The organism is Solibacillus sp. FSL W8-0474 (genome assembly GCF_038004065.1).
Lineage (GTDB): Bacteria > Bacillota > Bacilli > Bacillales_A > Planococcaceae > Solibacillus > Solibacillus faecavium.
Genome location: NZ_JBBOQJ010000001.1, coordinates 1517308 through 1537836, shown reverse-complemented (window position 1 = coordinate 1537836; position 20529 = coordinate 1517308). Strand labels below are relative to the sequence as shown.

The following is a 20529-nucleotide window of genomic DNA, read 5'->3' as shown; positions in this document are numbered from 1 at the left end:
TCATTATCCGCAACGGTTATAAATATTCCCTTATCAACTAATAAATATTCTTATATATAACATTTAAGCTGCAGGGTTTAATTCAAGCTCTACTTTAATTTTGATGTCTTTACCTACTAATACGCCACCTGTTTCTAAAGCTGCATTCCACGTTAGACCGAAATCTTCTCGGTTAATTTTTGTTTCCGCTTCAAAGCCATAAACTTCAACACCCCATGGATTTACACCTTTCCCGCCAAATTCAACGTCGAATGTTACTGTTTTTGTAATCCCCTTAATTGTTAAATCCCCTGTTACCTTATAATCATCTCCGGCTTTAGAGATATTTGTAGAATTAAAAAGGATTTTTGGATATTCATCTGTACTAAAGAAATCTGGTGATTTCAAATGATTATCACGGTCTTCGTTATTCGTACTAATACTCGCTACATTAATTCCAAATTGAATCGATGCTGTTGTTAAATCCGTTAAATCCTCTGCCTCTACCTCAGCAGTATAGCTATTGAAGTGCCCCTTCACTTTAGATACCATCATATGTTTTACTTCAAATCCAATTGTTGAATGTGATTGATCCACTGACCATTTTGCCATTTTATATTCTCCTCCAATTTATCTCGATTTCAAGATATATATTCAAAATAAAATTCCGAAATCTAATATCTCGAACTTGAGATAAATATAACAAATGCTTTTTAAATCGTCAAGTACTTATTTTTAAAATAATCAAAAAATGCTCAGACCCTCTTTTACCGAGACCAGCCTGAGCACTTTTTATTTTTTTAACCGTTATTATTGGCGTTCAAAAGAAATATAGCGTGTACCTTGAAATGATAATAAACCAAGATCTTGCTCCACTAGCATTCCATACTCATTACCCTTAACTTTTAATTCCATTCGATCACCGCTTTGTACTTCAAATGTTACATAGTATGTAGTTTGTGAATTGTCACCTTGCACATGAATCCGCTTTGAAACAACTTCGGCTGGCACCGTAAGAAGCGGAGAATTATTATTTTTAATCCCCTCTTTTATATTCGAAATTAGGATGAAAATAATAGCAATAAATATAATGCCAAAAAATATCGGGAAAATCGAAAACATAATATCTCCAAAAAACATATGAACACTTCCTTTCTATTTTTTATACGTTCATAGCCTAAAAGAGTTTCAATAATTTCAGATTTTTCATAAACACCCACGCAAATAGTAACGATTACTATTTATGTTGACAACAGTTAATATTGTGTCTATAATCAATAATCGTAACCATTACTATTTAGAAAAGAGGCAGGAAAATGAAAAGTACAGCATTAAAAGGGTTAAGTGTTTTACTCCTAAGTTCGTTGTTAGCAGGATGTCAGTCTACTGAAACTAAGGAAGTAGAAAATACACCAGAAGCAGAAACGAAGGCAGTCAATAATGAATCATCTAAAAGCGAGCATAATCATTCCCATGTGCATGATGAAGACGCAGAAAAAATTTACGCTGGGTATTTTGAAGATAGTCAAGTACAAGATCGCGCACTTTCCGATTGGGAGGGTGATTGGCAATCTGTGTACCCCTATTTACTAGATGGCACACTAGATGAAGTATTTGAACATAAAGCACAGCAGAATGGTGACAAGACAGCCGAGGAATATAAAGTGTATTATGACATCGGCTACAAAACAAATACAGAACGTATCGTAATCGAAGGAAACAATGTCACATTTTACGAAAATGGAAAAGCTTTCACTGGAGAATATGAAGCAGATGGTTATGAAATTCTAAATTATGAAGCTGGAAATCGTGGCGTACGGTTTATATTTAAACTAACAGAACCGGCAGACAAATTACCACAGTATATTCAATTCAGTGATCATAGTATTTCTCCTACAAAAGCGGATCATTACCATATATATTGGGGAGACGATCGAAACGCATTATTGGAAGAAGTAACAAATTGGCCTACATACTTCCCTACTGATATGGACGGACATACAATTGCACATGATATGATTGCACATTAATTGTATAGAGTAGCAAAAAAATCTGGAAACCTTCGAAAGTTGGTTTCCTTTTTCCAATTATACCCACCTATATTCCGTTTTTTATAGTCAGAAGATTCTATATAGTTTAATATACAGAATAGATGTTCTTATTAAGGGGGAAATTCATTGAATAAAACCAATTATAATCAAGTATGGAACTTAGATAGTATTTTTCCGGATGGAAGCAAATCCATCCAATTACATAACCATTTGCAAGATATTAAAGAAGGATTGCAGTTAATTAATAAAGGCTTAACGATTATAACAAAATTTAATTTAGAGGATGCTAATAATGTTTTAACCTTACTTATTGAGATTGGGAATATGAAGTTAAAATTATCCCAGGCTACCTCTTTCATAACATGCTTGTTGGCTCAAGATCCAATGAATTCAGATGCAAATGTTTTACAAAGTAAGATTTCTAATTTAAATAGTGAATATAATATTATGTTAGCAAAGTTTCAAGCTTTAGTAGCTAACACTCCGTTAAATACCTGGATAGAACTACTTGAATCTGAGCTATTAACGGACTTTAAATTAATATTAACTGAGTGGCGTAAGGAATCAGAATCATCCCTCACATCTAATGAAAAAGCTATTTTATCCAATCTATCTACAGACGGATTTCATGCATGGGGACAGTTGTATCAAACCTTAATGGGCAATCTTACAATAGCTCTCCAAATTGATGGAGGGCATCAAAAATATTCTATTGGTCAAGCTTTGAATTTACGGTCACACCCGGATGAAAAGGTTCGGCAAAGAGCCCATGAAGCATTGGAGCTAAAGTGGAAGGAACAAAAAGAATCATTTGCAAAAATTTTAAATCATCTGGCCGGTTTCCGACTCCAAATGTACAACTTGCAAGGAATCCACGATGTATTGGAAATGCCACTAAGTAAAAATCGCATGCAAAAAGAAACGCTTGAGGCAATATGGTCAGTTGTAAGCAAGCACAAAAATCCCTTTACGAATTATCTGAATCATAAAGGGAAAATAAATAATAAAGGAAAAATGCAATCGTATAACTTTTGGGCACCTTTCACTATTACTCCTAGAAAAATTGATTATGATGATGCGATTGATTTAGTAAAACTACACTTCCGAAAATTTGGGCCTAAGTTGGAACAGTTTGTAATAAAGGCTACTGAAAAAGGATGGATTGAAGCAGAAAATCGGTCCAAAAAATCGGCTGCGGCTTTTTGTGCTGGGTTCCCCTTGACAGAAGAATCAAGAGTTTTTATGACATATAGCGGAACTGTGATGAGTGTTTTGACACTCGTGCATGAATTAGGGCATGCTTTTCATAATTCGGCGATGGATGGACAGCATGGGTTGAATAAACAGTATCCACTAAGTATAGCGGAAACGGCATCTACTTTTTCCGAAATCATTTTATTAGATGCGGCGATCGAAAATGCTATTACTAAAGAAGAAAGAATAATGCTATTAGATGAGAAAATTAAAAGAAGTGTAATGAACTTCATGAACATTCACAGTCGGTTTCTTTTCGAACAAAATTTTTACGAAGAGAGAAAAACAGGCTACGTTTCTGCAGAACGATTAAACGAAATAATGCAAAATGCAATTTCTGTTGGCTATCAAGATTCCCTTAATAATGTATCTGAACATACTTGGCTTTGGACACCTCATTTTTATATGACAAATGCTCCATTTTATAATTTCCCCTATACATTTGGATATTTATTAGCATTAAGTTTATTTGCAAAGGTCAAAGAAATGGGAGCTGATTTTGAAAATGCCTATATACAGTTACTTCGTGATTCTGGAAAAATGACTATGGAAGAACTAGTTCTTAAACATCTAAATGAGGATATTACACAAGAAGCCTTTTGGGAAAAAGGCATTATGCATAGTGTAAGAGATGTCGAATTATTCATTGAATTAACCGCGCTAGAAACTAATTAAGTTTATAATTTTTTGGGGGTTCCTGATGCACAAAGATCCCCCCTCCCCCTTTTTTAACTGTAAATGTAATTAAGCACATCATCTATATATGTATGTAACGGATTATCTGTTTTCACGGTAAGGCATGTTAGATTAGCAGGTTTTTTACTATTTTTTATCGTAGTATAGAAAATATCTTTATTTTCCACCTGCGTAATTTGGCTGATTATTTTCATTCTATTTTTTAAACGATTATTGATTTCATCAAAATCGGCTAAATAGCATTCAATATACTTATATTTCGCATTATTGATCCGAGCTATTGCCATTCCTTTTTCTATCATCTCATCATATAGGCACGGGCTATCAAGAATGACGTTTTTCCCTTGTGACAAATAAAAATCAACTAATGAAAAGTCGATATTATATGAAATTTTCCCTGCCAGCTTCCCATCCAGTTGACTTTCGTTTACCGAATTCAGCAATGCAGATTTAACAATGTCATGATCGACAATGACACAATCTATTCTTTTTGCAATTTCCAGTGCTAATGTAGATTTCCCCGAGCCTGGGAATCCAGACATTTGTATAAAAAACATTAATACCCCTCACCTTTTTGGAATTTTTTATTGTAACTATAACAAGCACATATTTGTTTGTAAATTACTCTTTAAAATTCCATAAGATTAGTCTCTTCAATCAAAAGCCTTATTTCTTTTTGAATATAATAAATGTAATATAATCTTCAAAATAAGGAAGAAGGTGAAATACTTTGAAATTTAAAAAGGTATCGCTTCAAACGAAAGATTTAGATGGAATGAAGGATTTTTATAAAAACATCTTAGGCTGTGAATTGGTAAATGAACTTCCACACAGCTTTGAAGTAAAGTTTGGTTACACAACAATAGAGTTTAACGATCAAAATACTGAAGGAAATCCGTTTTATCATTTTGCATTTGATATTCCTTCCAATCAGTTTTCTGAAGCAAAAGAATGGGTTTTAAAGCGAGTAGCTTTATCCATAGAAGATGGTAAAGATGACGTTTATTTTGAAAATATTAAGGCTCATTCTCTTTATTTTGAAGATCCCGCAGGAAATATTGTAGAATTCATCTCAAGAACCGAAGACAATCCGACAAGTGAAACACCTTTTTCTATCAACAATATTATACAAATGTCGGAAATGAGTTTAGTGGTTGAAGATAAAATAACGGTTGCCGAAGAGTTGAAAAAAGCAGGCATAGTCGACCGTAATGAGGACGAAATTAATCCAGTTGGCTTAAATTTTATGAGCGATAAAAATGGATCAGTCTTTTTACTGCTTGTCGCACCAAATAGACGATGGTATTTCTCCCAAAAGGATGCTGTTATGTTTCCAATGACAATTACTTTGGAAAATAACGTAAAGCTAGGTATAGATAACAATCAATTTTTCTTGATTTGATTGTTTAAACAAAAATTCAACGAACAAAAGTAATGTCCTTCCTCTCGTAACAGGTTCGGTTGATGGGGAGAAAAATATTTAAAACAATGTAAATGACACGCTAATTAGCATATATATAGATAATAAATTCTCTATATAAATAGCGATTAAAAATGCTCAGATTATTTCTGAGCGTTTTTTGATGAAATATTTAACTCTAATTGGCCTCATGACCATAACATGGGGTTGCCTTTCTAATAAAATTCCACTTGTTTGATTGGTGGGCTACGGCAAGACAGCGCTAAAGCCACGTGTTACGCGTCTTTATCACTGTCTTTATTGCCGTTTGCGAGGCCCACCAATCCCAAAATTTTGCCCTCGTTATAAAGTGAAATATAAATACCCAATCAAGCCGCTTGCGCTATCGCGAGGCGGCGGAGAGCGGAAATGCTCTATTTTATATCTTCATTTTTGCAGAAATGAGTTTATGCCAAAGCAGAGTGACGCGGAGCGGAGGGTGAGCCGCTAAAATACTTGCTTCAACGAAAAGAGTTGTACGAAGTGTAGGGGCGGACTCCTTGGCGATTAAGCGTGCGCGGAAAATGGTTGCTCCTGACGCTGACGCTTTCGTCGCAAAGCTTCTAACAAAAGCTTTGGAGCCACGCCGCCTGGAAAGCCTGCCCCGGAATGGAGTACAACGGACGCGAGCTTCAAAAACACTTGCTTCAATGCGTTTTCTCCATAGCGTGGAATTACTTCAAAAATACGGATTTACATCGATAAGGATATGCATGCTTTTATACAAGAAAAACAACGACGCAACATTCCCCAAAATACGCTCAAACCATTGTCAATAATGACTTTTAGTAAAAGTGTATAAAACAATGTATAAACAATGTACCAATAGAAAAGGCAGAAACGTTGATTTAACAACATTCCTGCCTTTTTGCTATGCCCTCAAACTTTCATTTGGGAACGTTATTAAGTATAGAGTTGTATGAAATATTTATTCAAAACGATTAATTAATTACACTTTAGAAGAATTAAGGAATTCATTGTAAACAATAATATAAATTCTATTACGTTCTTCTGCTGTTGATGCGGCTATATAGCTATCTAGAAGTTTAGAAAAATCAAATTTCGTATCTTGATAGGTCATCAAATAGTTTTCGCGTATTTCAGACTCTACTTTTAAAACGTCCCCCGAATAGTAAAAAAAATCAAAAAAAGTGGTTGTTAATTGTTGAAGCTTTTCATTGCGTTCTTTTTCATCATACTTTTCTGATTCCTTATGAAAAACCAAAAAACGCTCAAATTGAGTATTCAACTTTTCCAATTCCACAAAATGTAAACTGCGATAATCGCTAATTACTCGATGTTGTTGATAAACTGTAAACATCATGACAATGAAGATTATAAAAATAGGTACTAGCCATATTTTTTTCATAACGATTCCTCCACCTTTAGAAACAATATCGATTCATATGAATTTAACAGTGATTTTTATTTTATTTTAATTGCTTGGTCAACGCCCCCAAAGTGTCATTTGGGAACGTTATTATTTATGCTTTATCAATCAAATAAAATAATTAAGTTTTGTTTTTTCATCTTTTTTCGATATATATCCAAGCATAATAAATGAACCAAGCAATCAGAGGAATTAACATTAGATAAGTAAGCTCATTTGCCGGAAAATAGTATATTAAAAGCAAGCCTATTATTAACACTGGTACGAAGATAATAAAATACTTCTTTTTTTGCACCATGACACCAACCCCTTCACATTTTATAAAAATAATTTTTACATATATTACCAATATAAATGCACCCAAAGCGGTGTTTGGTCACATGTTGAAAAGTTTGTTGCATTAAAGCAAATGTTAGTTTTAGTGCAAATCACCACATACTTTAATATATTGCTTTATTTTTATAGCATAAAAGTGTATTAAGGGGCAAAAAGGAAAGGCAATAATGTTGCTAATGAAAAAATAAGTATAGCCACATTTCCGATAAATGAAAGAGTTCTAAGCCTGTTTTTAACTTGCAAATAATAAAAGATAAAAAATAAAGTTATTAAAAAATACGGCAATAAATTACTGCCTGTTGCTATGGCGGAACCTAAAATTAGCAAAACAATTAGTCCTGAAATGATATTAAATAAGTGCATTTTGTTCATAACTAATCTCTCCCTGGAAACTTTTTTCTTCAACTAAACTGCCTCGTTACACGCGATTGCTTTTATATCGCAACCGTTACTTCAATAACGTTCGTGAAAAGATACTGCATTATTTGTATTATTCTACCATAAATTCTTCAACTATTCTGCCCGTTAGTTGAAGTAAAACTTTCCCAAACCGACGTTTGGTAACATTAAGTGCTTAACTTGAGATTGTTATATATTCATTTTAATATAAATTACCTGGTGTCCTAAAAAACAATTTCGCTTCTAAAAAAATGAATTACCTAATAAATTATATCTTTTAACCGAAATTATTACCTGCAATCCCCAATCATTATGCAGCTGTTTTCATGGTTCCGTTGAATTTAAAGCCGAAATCAACTAGCACCTGTTTTAGCACTGAAATTAGCAAGACATTTATGCGTTCTTGCTAAAACGGGTATTAAAAGTTATGTTCAATCTAGTTTGATTTAATTATAAAGTTAAGATAACAACAAAAAAGAGACACAAATTCATATGCGAATTGTGTCTCTAATTACAATATCCGAACCCGTTATTCAGCTCGTTGTATTTTTTACTATTAAATTTCGTACTCTATAACTACTTCCTTACTATTACTGATATTTGGTGATGGTTGAGAATTGTAAACTCGTGAATACGGCGGTACGGAATGTGTCATCCAAATATTACTTCCTAAAACGGTATCATGCCCAATAGTTGTTTTTCCACCTAAAATCGTTGCACCGGCATAGATTACGACATTATCTTCAATGTTTGGATGACGCTTGATCCCTTTAATCGGGTTGCCGTTTTCATCCATTGGGAAGCTTAATGCCCCTAACGTTACCCCTTGATAAATCTTCACATTGTTACCAATAGAGCAAGTTTCCCCTATAACTACTCCCGTTCCATGATCTATGAAGAAGGAGTGCCCGATTGTTGCGCCAGGGTGAATATCAATTCCCGTTAACTCATGAGCATACTCAGACATTACTCGCGGAACAATCGTTACATTCATTTTGTAAATTTCATGTGCAATGCGGTGTATAAATACTGCACGAACAGAAGGATAGCTCAACATAATTTCTTCTGTTGACGTAGCAGCCGGATCTCCATTATAGGCAGCCTGAATATCTGTTTGGATTGTCTCACGGATTTGTGGGAAAGAATCGATTAAATTCATGACTACTTTATCTGCTTTTTCGCGGCATTGGCCATCACAGTTATCAAAGTTTTGATAAACTAGCACGGTTTCAATTATGTCACGTAAATCTAAAGCGGATTTCCGCAAATTATTATTAACATTCATTAAAGTGCGTGTCTCATCTACTGTACCTTGGTTATAAATAGCCGGGAAGAAAATCTCATAAAAACTATCCAAAATTTCATGTATTTTATCTCGCCCAGTAAAGCCTATAGATTTTTCTATCTCTATATGTTTTTTATTATATTCGATTAGCTCAGTAGCAATTGACGAAGTTTTATGGTTTAACCAATCTTCAATTTTCATCATTTAAAACTCCTTATCCTTTTAATTCTTTCATCTTATATGCGATTATACTACACACATTTAGAAGGGGCGAACTTTCTTTTCCTTTTCTAGTCAGATATCTTACCAGTAATGCAATACGATACTTTTATGTATATCATCTCGTCAATTATCCATTACGATTATTATTTGATAAAATAAAGGAGAAAATTGTTATTACACTAAAGGAAGTTATAACATGTTAACAAATGAAATTGCAAAAAAAGCGAATGTTCACCCTAATACCGTGCGTCTGTATGAAAAATGGGGCTATATATCTCCTGTTTCCAGAAAACAAAATGGCTATAGAATTTATTCTGAAACACATTTGAAGCAAATGTATATTGCCCGTCTTGCATTCAATCAGGAATTTATTCAAAATAATTTACGCAAAATGGCGACAAACATTGTACGGCTCAGTGGACAGGGGAATTTTAAGGAAAGTCAGAAAGCAGCACTTACCTATCTCAAGTTTTTACAGTCAGAATATGATTACGCTAAAAAGGCTATTCAAATTTCTACTAATATTCTGCAAAGTAATACTAGCTCACCCTTAATTTATACACATAAAATAGTGGCAAATCATCTACAGTTAACGGAAGAGACGATTCGGAATTGGGAGCGCAACGGCTTATTCAAAGTAAAGCGCGATACACAAAGCCGCAGACAATACACGGAAGAAGATGTTCAAAAGCTGCTTATTATTCGAACGCTTCGAAGTGCTCACTTTTCAATAACGAGTATTCTCCACTTATTTCAGGATATTGAAGCACTAGAACACGGGGCTGATATTCATGCACTTTTAAACACACCTAAATTTAAAAATGAGTTTTATCATGTTACCGATGAGTTAGAGCTCAATTTAAAACAGGCGATGAAGGATGTGTACAGTATCATTGACATTCTGGATCAGTTACAAACTTGACGCGCATTTTAAAAATTAAGAACAGCATCTTGAATCCAAACTGATCAAGGTGCTGTTTTAAGATACATATTTATCGTCCTAACTAACATCGAATGATACTGAATTTATTAACCTAGTTTTGAAAGGAATTTAAAAATATGAAAAAAACTTTTTTAATATCAACGGCTCTTTTTACATTACTGACATTTACAACCGGGTGTAACGGTTCGAATGAGGAAGTTGTAGAGGAAAATAATAACGACAATTTACTTAAGACTGAAAAAAAAGAACAGTTGCCGCTAAGAGAAAGAATTGAAATGGAAATGGATAAAGATACAAATAGTATTGAGAATCTTGTTCAAGGACAATTTGATGAACGTGAAATTGGCTTTTTGCAATCTCTTGATAAACATGGAAATGATACGATTAGTTACTCTTTAACAACTGAACAGCAAAATGAACTTTCAGAATATATAAAGTCAATCCCTGTTAAGTTCGAACGAAAAAATGATATATATTATGGGGATGTTTTTGATTTTGTCATTGTACGTCCACAATATCCTACGTATGAAAACGGTGCTCACATTGGGGTATTCTTAGATAAAAAGGAGCTACAAATTACTGGTGGAGAAGCAGTTGCGCCAAGAATTTACAAGGTTTTAGAAAATGAAGAGGATGTTTTTGAAAAGCTTGAAAGTTATTTTAAATTAGGAAATGAACGAATTAACTCATCTAATTAAAATTGTTCAGACACCCCCCTAACATAATGTTCTGTTGAGCGTCAACACTATATAAAGGGGGAATCATTAAATTTTTATCAACCTTTTAAAAAAATTATTTTAAATGTGGGGCTTTATCATATAACTCATCTAAAAACAGTTTGTAGTCTCTAGGACATAAGTAAACTTCATTTGTTGCAGTATCCTCAGTATAAGTAACAAAAATATTCTTATCTTTCAATTGTACTTGCGTAATATTTTTTATTTTAATAGTTTGTCCTGCAACACTTATTTTTATTTTTATTTCATCTTCAGTTAATACAACCCTTCTTGTTAAAGAAAAATAAACGATAAATATTGCAATTACTACAAATAAACCCACGACATAATCGCGTTGCTCAATACCCTGAGAACCTAAATAAAATCTATTTCCCTGAAAGGTACCACTGTTCCTTGAATAATACATGTATGCAAAGAAAATAGCAGAAATAAAAGCCCCTATTGCTTTCATCGTAAAATCCAAGTAGGCCTTACAAAAAATTTCATCCTTTATTACCTCACTAATTTTTATTACTATATTAACATAAAATTACAATTAATATAAAAAGCAGGTATTTGTTAATAGCATAGTAGAAATTTTAATAAGGTATAAAAGTAAGTTTGTTTCTCACTTCACAAAAACCTTGTTGCGACTAAGCATCTAGTTGAATTTTGTATTAAAAAGACACCCGGTCTTTCAATGCTAAATCTCATATTTATTTCTAATATATTTCATATTTTCGTTTTCTCGCTTCACAGTAATTTTGAAGGATTAGAATGATCTATTAGCATCGTTAATTCATGCATTGCTCTTGTAGTCGCAATATATAAAAGTCCTTGGTCAAAGTCCGTTGCATATCGCCCGGTATCGACAAATGGCACAATTACATAATCAAATTCCAGACCTTTCGCATACTGAATCGTCGTTAAAAGGACACCTGTTTCAAACTTCTCTGTATGCCCATCCAAAATATGAAATGGCACGGTCATCCGTTCTTTTATAAGTTGTAAATCCGCCTCTGTTTTGCAAATAATCGCTGTTGTTCTCCAATGATTCGTTAGCTTTTCCTTCAAAACTTCCATCATGTCATCATTTGAATGATAGAGGATTTCCTCTGGCTCTTTTCCATGTCTTGCAATCGGATCAAGTTCCCCGGTACGCATAAATTTTTTCGCATACATACCAATCTCATAGGAAGAACGATACGTTGTTGTCAGTTCCACATACTCTAATTTTGGTAGTATCTCCTGAAATGCTTCTTTTGAAATCGTTTCATATGGGAGTAATGCCTGGCTAAAGTCGCCAATAATTGTTCGCTTACATTCAAAGACCTTAGCCAACACCGCATATTGAATCGGGGTATAATCTTGCATTTCATCCAATACGAAATGCTGTACTAATTCGTATGTTTTGATCCCTTTAAAATAAAGCTGAACATAAAGATAAGGATATACATCATTAAATTCAAAGTTTTTCTTGGCAAACTTAAACGCATTTTCGTCTAATGCTTTAATAAACACTTTATAAATTTCAAATGGATTTTTATACAAAAGTCGTTTTGTTAACCGTTTTTTAATTTCACTTTTACTTGGTAACTTTCCTTCCCCACCTCTTTTCGACTTTAACACTTGAATAATATCATCGACCATTAACTCAATCCTCGTAACGACGGGCTCATTGCGATACTGATTGAAACGCTGCTGTAAATAGTCGGCTTCAAATATGACATCAGCAATGGAAATTGCTTCATTTTTTAAGAGCCTGCTATTTAAATCCGATAAAAAATTCTGAAGTCGCTTAACAAATGCATAATTGGCTTTTTGCTTTGCCCTCTGTGCTAATGGTCCAGTCGGGTTTGATAGTATTTCCTTCATCTCAGTTTCAAAAGGTGTAAAAGTTACTGCTGCAGGTAATAAATTCACCGTTAACTCATCAATCGTAAATGAGCGAATCGGCTGTTCGCCAAGCTCTGGTAAGACAGAAGAAATATAGTCACCAAACACTTTATTCGGTGACAATATAAATATTCGTTCTGCTCGTAATGTATCGCGGTACTTATATAAATAATAGGCGATACGGTGAAGAGCAACAGCCGTTTTTCCCGAACCAGCAACCCCTTGAATAATCATGTTATAGGCCGATTCGTTACGGACAATTTTGTTCTGCTCACGCTGGATCGAAGTAACAATTGTTTTCATCCTGTCGTTTGCCTGCTCATTTAACGTTTGCTGTAATACTTCATCTTGAATTGTTAATGAGCTGTCGATTACATACTGAATTTGTGAGTTTTCAATTTTGATTTGACGTTTATTTATTATATTCCCATCAAAACGTCGCTCCATTGCTTCATAGTATGCTTGTCCTAGTTCAAATTCATAGTACATATTGCAAACTGGTGCGCGCCAATCATAAATTAAATTCGTTCCTTCGTCATCCCTAAAACCATAGCGTCCAATATAAAACGGTTCTGCATCTTCCATGGACTCACCTTCATATACAAAGTCAAAGCGGCCAAAATAAGGTGAATAAATTAGCTTCTTTACTTGCTCGAGCTCCATAACTTGAGCATAACCTTGCTTATCAATCATGCTCAATGTTTGTTGGTAGTCGTACACTTCAAATTTATCAAGTTCACTTTTATAATCAATCATATATTTTTGTAAATCTTTAAAGCTTTTATCCTGTACCTTTACTTCATTATTTAACTTTTGGTAAGCCTTATTTAAGCTAGATAATGTATCATTAAAATACGGCAGTTCTTTTTCTTTCATTAGCAATACCCCCATTTTTCACACAGTGCCATCTAGTATATCAACATACTTCTGGCTGGTGTCTAAGTGGAGGGTTTATTATTATAAAAGATGTCTGCACTTGACTATCAGCTGCTGAATAGTTCTAATATCCAGCCGAATCTTCTAATATATTTTAAAAAGTGCTAATATACTTTCTGTTTTCTAATATACTTGTTCGAAGTGCTAATAAACTGCTGAAATGTTCAAATATCACTCAGAAATGTGCTAATATCCAGACCAAAGTTTCTAATATAAGAGCTAAATATTCTAATAAAATCTCGGATGGTGAGCACCTTTCACTTATAGAGACTTGAAAACGAAAAAAGAAGGCCTGTCCGAAATCGAATTTCCGGTAGCCTCCTTGTTCTATTCCATAATTGTTTTATGCGCATCAAGTATAAATTGAATTTCTTTCGTTATTTTAAAATCCTTTACACCATCCGTTGCGTATAAAATATCACGTTTTGCATTTTCCTTGTCACCAAGCATAAATTGGCACAGCGCACGCACTGCAAAAGCACGGTACATAATAGCCAAATCGATAGGATGCTGATTCCTACCAAGAATTTTGATATCCTTTAAATAAGTTAATGCTTCTTCATATCGACCGAGCATGTAATAAGCATACGCGTATTCCCCATTAAAGAAGAAATCTGCATCATAATAAATGTCTTCTGGTATATCAACTCGTTCGAATCGGGTTGCGATTGTTTTTTCATAATCCTTTTCAATTTGATTTGTATAGGTCAGTGTAAGGATCTGCTCCATCACGGTTTCAGCAGGCTCTTCCATGATCTCGACAAAGGCGCGCATCTTTTTCAAATAATAAAATGCCTTTTCTCCTTCTTCTTTTGAACAGTGAATAAAAAATAAAAATCGGTAAAATTCATTTAACCGGTAAAAGATTTTTTTCTCCTTAGAAAGAATAAAGGCCTTTTCAATATAGTGCTCAACCTGAGCGTCATCATTTATCGCTGCAGACATCACCGTTATATTATAGTATAAATCTAATTTTTCTATGTCATCAATTAAGTCCCCGTATTTCTCAATATACTTCTCCCCTTCAAATAAATAGTGAAGAGCTTCCGTATAATTCCGGTCCAAAAACTTAATACCTGCCATTCGATCAAATATAGTTAAAATTTTTGAATAAGCATGTACTTGTTCATACATTTGAACCAATTTTGCAAAAGGCTTTTCTGATAAATCTATCTTTGCATGGTATCGCATTGATAAATAAGCATCATAAATACGAACTTCTTCAAAGGTCGTCCCCTTTAAACTGCCATTTTCAACAAATGGCAAAATCGTATCATACAATTCAATCACTTTTTCGTTAAATTTCTTTTCATTATATTCTTTAAAAAGAGCTAAGCGCTTTTTTTCAACATCCTGGTAAAGTTCTTTAATTTGGTGATGATTCTCTGTTTGCATAAGCTCTGACACGTCAATATTTAGCTGCTTTGCAATATGTTGCAGACTTTCCATGGATGGTTGGGCTTTCCCATTTTCAATTAAGCTTAGCATCCCTTTTGTAATTCGGTCCCCTGCTACTTGTGCAAGTGTCATTTTCCGCTCTTTTCGAAGTTCTTTTATTTTAGCTCCAATATTTAACACAACCTCACCTCATACAATACATTTTAACAAACCATATAACAAAATGAAAATAATTTAAATAAAATTAAACAAATATAACAGAAATTTTAAAAAATGATTTTATTTTTTTAAATTAAATTAAACTTTTATATTGCAAAAAGAAAATCCATCTCATATAATAAGTTTAATAAAATTAAACAAAGGGGTTTTGAAAATGACGGAGCAATTAAAATTAAAAAAAGCAACCTATAATTTATACACTTTTTTTATTAGTAAAATGATTGGTTCACTTGGAGGAAGTGTTTACAGCTTTGGATTAAGTATGTATATCTTATCGTTAACTGGATCTTCATTAAGCTTTGCGACAGTAATTGTTTTGAGTTTTTTGCCACGCATTATTTTATCACCGGTTGCGGGAGTTCTTGGAGATCGCTTACCACGAAAATGGCTCGTACTTGGGGGGCAAGCTGGTGTTATTTTGTCAATAAGTACTTTATTGCTTTACACACATGAATTCGGTTTATCATTACCGGCCATTTATATTACGACTTTCTTTAACGGTATTTTCCTGACATTTTCAAGTGTTTCGTTTTCCGCATCAATTGCGAATATGGTTGATGAGGCTAGACTTCAAAGGGCAATGAGCTTCAACCAGTTATCCTACTCAATTTCGGGCATTGCTGGTCCAATTTTAGGTGGCGTATTATTCGGGTTTGTTTCAATGGAAATGTTTTTAATAATCTTTATTGGTGCTGCTATTATTACACTAACTTTGGAATCGACAATGAATTTTACTCTTTATAAGAAAGAGCGTACGACGACAGAAGAATCACCAAAAGAATCGATGTTGGAAAGTTTGAAATCAGGCTTCCGTTATGTAAACAAAAAGCCGATTATTAAAGCAATTTTATGGACAGCACTTTGGCTAAATTTATTTTTCACTGCAATTAACGTTGGTGGAGATTTCATTTTATTAACAATCCTTCATTTAGATCCAAAGTTAATCGGTCTGACAGAAGCAGGCGCAGCAGTAGGAGTATTCGTTACATCGATCTATTTTGCTTCTCGCTCAAATGTTAAATTCCCTTTATTAATCGTTAAACGCTCAACTTTTGCAATGTCTGTTGTCGTAATTGCAGCAGCATTACCGCTTATTATTCAGTTTTCAACTATGATGAATTTCATTTATTATTTCATCATTATGCTCTTATTTGGTTCACTTGGGGTAATTACAAACACTCCAATTGGTGTTATTATGCAAACTTCAATTGATGAGGAATACCGAGGACGTGTATTTGGCATTATCGAGATGATGGCTACTGCCGCTATGCCAATCGGTACACTTGGATTTGGAATATTATATGACATCATTCCAGCACAATATATTTTACTATTCAGCGGAACGGTTTTAATTGCAATTGTTTTAATTCTATTACGACGTTCAATTATTGAAATGGCCCACCCTGAGTTAAAAGCAGAAAGAGTAGAAGTGGAAGCAGTACCAGAGTAAGAACTAAATTAATGATAAAATAAGATTATTTTATTATTGCTTACTATAATCAAATAATAATTTTATAAAATTAGAGCTACTTTTTTAAGTAGTTCTTTTTATATTTTTGCTAAAAAATATAAAAATTTGATATTTTTATGTTTAATCTGTATAATATTACCATGAATTGATTCATTTTTTTAAGGAGCTGAGCTTAAACATGAAAATTACTAGTTATTATGTTGCTAACATTACTAAAAAAAATGAATTTCAGGAATTACTGTTAAACAACAAATTTTTAGCTGTGCAATTGGAAGATTATAAACACGGGTATGCTTTTTATTATCAGTTGGTTTTTAATTTATATACTTTTTTAACGACGGATAGTGAAAAGTTATTAATGGATGATACTATTCGTTTAGACTATCCCTTTCAATCTTATATACATGAATTAATGATCAAGCAAACTGAACTTCTTAAGGTCAAACAGATAAAAAGTAATAATCATTTAATCTGTTTATTAATCGCCATTAACATTAAAAATAATTTAAAATCTGATCTACATAAAATTTCAAATGATATGGGTCTACAGTCTGAGTTGCCCCTTGAAATCATTAACTTTTATGTAAACACTCTTAATGACACACCAGAAGAACATACGGTCAATCAGATTCATAGACAATTTTTAAATCGATTAAAGGAACAAGTGTTAGTCAGTACTTATTTCAATAAAATTATTAAAGATTCTATAGATTATTCAAAACGTTATTACAATCTACTGTTAAAGGAGTTTTAACATGTATAACTCTACCAATTCAATATTGGAAAATAACGAATATTTCTCTATCGAGTATTCTTTAAAGACGAGTATAAAACAATTCAAAACGTATTATGCTAAAAAGCAATTTGATGAAGCCTTTGAACAACTTCAGTTTATATTATCCATCATTGAAAGATGCGATAATCAAGTGCTTATTACAGAAGCATTAATTTGCTGCGTTAAATTTGCCTCTATTATATCGACCATTCCGCAAAGCGACATATTTATTCAATCTATTATTGCTTCTATAAACCCTGATAACAGTCCTCAAAATCTATCGATGTGCTACTATTTATTAAGTATCCGGTCTCTTGAAGTCAAAAATGTTACTGAAGCTATTCAATATGCTAAAAGTGCATATTTCCATGCAATGGAAATTCCTGGTGACCGATTATTTTATGAATGTAATGCACAGTTGCAACTTGTTACCTCTTTATTGGAAAATGATGACATTACCCATGCCGAAAAATATATTGAACAATTTAACTGGTATATAGAAAATTGTAAAAATGATGCCGATATTGTCTTTGTCCATACAATACAAGCAAGCAAAAATTTTTTACAACAAAATTTTGAAATGGCTGTTTTCTCGATGATGTCCTTATTAAAAAAATTTAATGAATCCAATGAAGTTATGTACACATCATTTTTAGCACGGCATTTTTACCGTATTATTAGCAAACATCCCGATTCGAAAATACTTTTTAAAGATTTGATAGTTCTTTGTGAGAAAATAATTAATCGCCAAAATCAATTTTTGCCTATGGATTTAAATATCACCCAGCATGTTGTTATATATAATTCCAAGCAGTTTTACGGACGCGCGATTGAAATTGTTGATTTGCATGAGGATCAAACGGCCACTCTTGTCATGTCAAAATATAAACTAAAAAGTGGAATGAATTTTAATAGATTGTTGAATATCATAAATTTTGAAACAAGAGGAAATCAACTGATGATCTATCCATATTGCGATGAAAAATTTTTAGTGATCACAACGGAATCCTTTAAAAAGCATCTTGAAACGAATATGCTTTCCAAAAATAATGTTTCACTTATTGCTTCTGTTACGAATACTCCAAAAAATAATTTTTATGAACTGTATAATGAACTTAACTTAAAAATAATAAGCCAAACCTAATCCCTAAGAAGAGGCTGGTACAAAACGAAAACTATCTATTTTTTCAAAGAAAAAATAGATAGTTTTCTGCTTCTGCCAGAATTGATTTCCGTTACGGGGACGCTTTCCGGGGGCACGGCCTGAGCCTGTAGTCTCAGGCGTCGGTGCTCCTGCGGTTACTCGTCGCAAAATAAATTTTGCTGTTCCCCCAGGAGTCGCCCCTTCACTCCAATCAATTCATCTAATATCAATTTCTTAATAATAGTATTTCCCTTTTACAAAGAAATTTCTACTATGTCCCAGGCTCTTTTTACAGGCAATTTATTCTATTAGCGAGATTCCTTTGGTGGTTGGCATACTTCGCATTTTTGCTGTTTGTTTTCTTTAAACTTTTTCCATGGCTTTTGGAACGTGTTCCCGCAAGCGCACTCGAAATCTAGCTTTTGTGAAAACCCTTGGAATTCTGTTGATAATAATTTTGTATCTGTATTCTTTTCTACGTATTCACGAATTGAATGGATTGTCCATTTCTTTGACATTATTTACACCTCCACAAGCTCTTTATTATAGCATGAAAGTATCAGTTTGCCTTTAATTAAATAGCCAATCGAAGACAAAGCCAATACCTTTAAAGGCAAAATATAAAAAAAGTATGCCCAATACAACAAAGCCTAAGCAGCTAAATATCCCAGAGAATAAAAACAACTTAATATTTGGCCCTTTACGATTTCCCCATTCCTCTTTCTTATCACTCATCACATAATTGATGGTGTCACAGTGAGGACATTTTTTAAAATATGTCCGTTTACGTTGCTTCTTACCATTAAATATTTGAATTTCGGATGAAAATTGATCCGTTGCAAAATCAATAGTAAACGGTTCATGACAATTGCTACAATTAACATTAACCTTTTTAGCCTCCATTTTAACAACTCCTTACGTTACCTTTTCCATTCTACCTTGTCTGCTGAGCTAGAAAAGTTAATCCCGATTAAATAAATACTTTCTGGAATCTGCTTCTATGCGACGTTCGCAATCATCGCAGGAAAACTTCCTTTGGCGATTTTCTTTATATTGTTGGTATTTTTTAGTACCTTCCACTAATTTATATAATTTACTGCAATAACGGCAAGTTGTTTCATAATAAAACATATCGAACTCATTCCTTTCAATAAAATCACACTTTTTATTATAGTTCAAAACAAAAAACCTATTGCGGTATTTTCGCAATAGGTTTCAATTTATGATTTTAAGACTTTTACTGTGACTTTTTTACGGCCCCATTGGTTAGCATTCGATTTCTTATTCATAAAGAGATCGATTTTGTTTCCTTTAATTGCTCCGCCAATGTCACCGGCAACAGCAATTCCGTAACCTTCAACCCATACTTTAGAACCGAGTGGAATGATTTTTGGATCTACGGCAATAACTTTTAAGGCCGGATTTTTACGTAAATTCAACCCTGTTTTAGTTATACCTGAACAGCCTTTACAGTATGCTGTGTAAGCAGTAGCTGTCATTTTAATCGTCTTTTTCACATTCGATGGATCAGTTGCTGATTTTTTAGTGTCCTTTTTTACAGCCTTTTTATTTTGGATATGGCTAGGTAACTTAATGACTTGTTTTATTTGAATTTGAGTTGTCTCTAAATCGTTTAGCTTCATAAGCTCCTTCACCGTTGTATCATATTTCTTAGCAAGTACTGTTAAGTTCTCGCCTTTTTTAATTGTATGTGTAGCAGCCTGTGACGTTCCAACAAAAATAAATGTACTTGCGATCATAACCGCAAATAATGATAATACTTTCTTGATCATACTTGAATATTTCCCTCCAGATAGTTGTCGTGAATAATCTTTTTGAATCAACTTTACTAGCATAACCGCGAAATATTTCAATTAGATGACATCTCGGCACCACAGACATTACAATTTGATTACAGGGAGTCGATTTTTGTCGACTAATTATTACGAATAACTGAAAA

The 20529-nt window shown here is 33.3% G+C and carries 20 protein-coding genes; 8 read left to right on the top strand and 12 right to left on the bottom strand.

Annotated elements, in window-relative coordinates; translation table 11 throughout:
- Window positions 1-63 precede the first annotated feature (63 nt).
- The gene (locus NYE67_RS07510) at window positions 64-591 is read right to left on the bottom strand and encodes a YceI family protein (RefSeq protein ID WP_340729610.1); all 528 of its coding nucleotides are present in this window, start codon (window positions 589-591) and stop codon (window positions 64-66) included.
- Window positions 592-789: 198 nt separating this feature from the next.
- A complete protein-coding gene (locus tag NYE67_RS07505) occupies window positions 790-1119 on the bottom strand; it encodes a DUF2500 domain-containing protein (protein ID WP_340729609.1) in 330 nt (109 codons plus the stop codon).
- A gap of 176 nt (window positions 1120-1295) precedes the next feature.
- Between NYE67_RS07505 and NYE67_RS07500 the strand changes: the two genes are divergently transcribed.
- Both NYE67_RS07500 and NYE67_RS07495 read left to right on the top strand, forming a co-directional pair.
- Entirely contained in the window at window positions 1296-2009 is a 714-nt protein-coding gene (locus NYE67_RS07500; protein ID WP_340729608.1) for a ZinT family metal-binding protein, read from the top strand.
- 147 nt (window positions 2010-2156) lie between these two features.
- The gene (locus NYE67_RS07495) at window positions 2157-3959 is read left to right on the top strand and encodes a M3 family oligoendopeptidase (RefSeq protein WP_340729607.1); all 1803 of its coding nucleotides are present in this window, start codon (window positions 2157-2159) and stop codon (window positions 3957-3959) included.
- A 53-nt stretch (window positions 3960-4012) separates the two neighbouring features.
- Here the strand turns inward: NYE67_RS07495 and NYE67_RS07490 are convergent, their stop codons facing one another.
- Window positions 4013-4537 carry an AAA family ATPase gene (locus NYE67_RS07490; RefSeq protein ID WP_340729606.1) on the bottom strand — a complete coding sequence of 175 codons (525 nt, stop codon included), beginning with the start codon at window positions 4535-4537 and terminating at the stop codon, window positions 4013-4015.
- Window positions 4538-4710: 173 nt separating this feature from the next.
- Here NYE67_RS07490 and NYE67_RS07485 point away from each other — a divergent pair, with 173 nt between their 5' ends.
- Window positions 4711-5382, top strand: a complete 672-nt coding sequence (locus NYE67_RS07485) for a VOC family protein (RefSeq protein ID WP_340729605.1) — start codon at window positions 4711-4713, stop codon at window positions 5380-5382.
- Between the two features lie 1006 nt (window positions 5383-6388).
- Here NYE67_RS07485 and NYE67_RS07480 read toward each other — a convergent pair.
- From NYE67_RS07480 to epsC, 3 genes are all read right to left on the bottom strand, one after another.
- Window positions 6389-6808: a hypothetical protein gene (locus NYE67_RS07480; RefSeq protein ID WP_340729604.1), complete on the bottom strand. Its 420-nt coding sequence runs from the start codon at window positions 6806-6808 to the stop codon at window positions 6389-6391.
- 498 nt (window positions 6809-7306) lie between these two features.
- On the bottom strand, window positions 7307-7570 hold the full coding sequence (locus NYE67_RS07475; RefSeq protein WP_340729603.1) for a hypothetical protein: 264 nt from the start codon (window positions 7568-7570) through the stop codon (window positions 7307-7309).
- Between the two features lie 550 nt (window positions 7571-8120).
- Window positions 8121-9050: a serine O-acetyltransferase EpsC gene (gene epsC, locus NYE67_RS07470; protein WP_340730889.1), complete on the bottom strand. Its 930-nt coding sequence runs from the start codon at window positions 9048-9050 to the stop codon at window positions 8121-8123.
- A gap of 217 nt (window positions 9051-9267) precedes the next feature.
- On the opposite strand from epsC, the gene NYE67_RS07465 reads away from it, so the two are divergent.
- Both NYE67_RS07465 and NYE67_RS07460 read left to right on the top strand, forming a co-directional pair.
- On the top strand, window positions 9268-9993 hold the full coding sequence (locus tag NYE67_RS07465) for a MerR family transcriptional regulator (protein ID WP_340729602.1): 726 nt from the start codon (window positions 9268-9270) through the stop codon (window positions 9991-9993).
- A gap of 137 nt (window positions 9994-10130) precedes the next feature.
- On the top strand, window positions 10131-10712 hold the full coding sequence (locus tag NYE67_RS07460) for a hypothetical protein (RefSeq protein ID WP_340729601.1): 582 nt from the start codon (window positions 10131-10133) through the stop codon (window positions 10710-10712).
- A 94-nt stretch (window positions 10713-10806) separates the two neighbouring features.
- Here NYE67_RS07460 and NYE67_RS07455 read toward each other — a convergent pair whose 3' ends face one another.
- From NYE67_RS07455 to NYE67_RS07445, 3 genes are all read right to left on the bottom strand, one after another.
- Window positions 10807-11202: an EbsA family protein gene (locus NYE67_RS07455; protein ID WP_340729600.1), complete on the bottom strand. Its 396-nt coding sequence runs from the start codon at window positions 11200-11202 to the stop codon at window positions 10807-10809.
- A gap of 281 nt (window positions 11203-11483) precedes the next feature.
- Entirely contained in the window at window positions 11484-13502 is a 2019-nt protein-coding gene (locus NYE67_RS07450) for a HelD family protein (protein ID WP_340729599.1), read from the bottom strand.
- Between the two features lie 387 nt (window positions 13503-13889).
- Window positions 13890-15140, bottom strand: coding sequence for a helix-turn-helix domain-containing protein (locus tag NYE67_RS07445; protein WP_340727592.1), 1251 nt, complete (start codon window positions 15138-15140; stop codon window positions 13890-13892).
- 193 nt (window positions 15141-15333) lie between these two features.
- Between NYE67_RS07445 and NYE67_RS07440 the strand changes: the two genes are divergently transcribed.
- From NYE67_RS07440 to NYE67_RS07430, 3 genes are all read left to right on the top strand, one after another.
- Entirely contained in the window at window positions 15334-16629 is a 1296-nt protein-coding gene (locus tag NYE67_RS07440) for an MFS transporter (RefSeq protein ID WP_340729598.1), read from the top strand.
- 199 nt (window positions 16630-16828) lie between these two features.
- Window positions 16829-17404, top strand: coding sequence for a hypothetical protein (locus NYE67_RS07435; protein WP_340727590.1), 576 nt, complete (start codon window positions 16829-16831; stop codon window positions 17402-17404).
- Between the two features lie 25 nt (window positions 17405-17429).
- Complete coding sequence (locus tag NYE67_RS07430) at window positions 17430-18569, top strand: hypothetical protein (protein ID WP_340727589.1); 1140 nt, start codon at window positions 17430-17432, stop codon at window positions 18567-18569.
- A 308-nt stretch (window positions 18570-18877) separates the two neighbouring features.
- Here NYE67_RS07430 and NYE67_RS07425 read toward each other — a convergent pair whose 3' ends face one another.
- The 3 genes from NYE67_RS07425 to NYE67_RS07415 all read right to left on the bottom strand — a co-directional run bounded on the left by NYE67_RS07425 (window position 18878) and on the right by NYE67_RS07415 (window position 20362).
- Window positions 18878-19087 (bottom strand): hypothetical protein, encoded by a 210-nt coding sequence (locus NYE67_RS07425; protein WP_191699325.1) that lies wholly within the window; start codon window positions 19085-19087, stop codon window positions 18878-18880.
- A gap of 52 nt (window positions 19088-19139) precedes the next feature.
- Entirely contained in the window at window positions 19140-19472 is a 333-nt protein-coding gene (locus NYE67_RS07420) for a redox protein (protein WP_340727588.1), read from the bottom strand.
- Between the two features lie 317 nt (window positions 19473-19789).
- Window positions 19790-20362, bottom strand: a complete 573-nt coding sequence (locus tag NYE67_RS07415; RefSeq protein WP_340728751.1) for a 3D domain-containing protein — start codon at window positions 20360-20362, stop codon at window positions 19790-19792.
- Window positions 20363-20529: the final 167 nt, after the last annotated feature.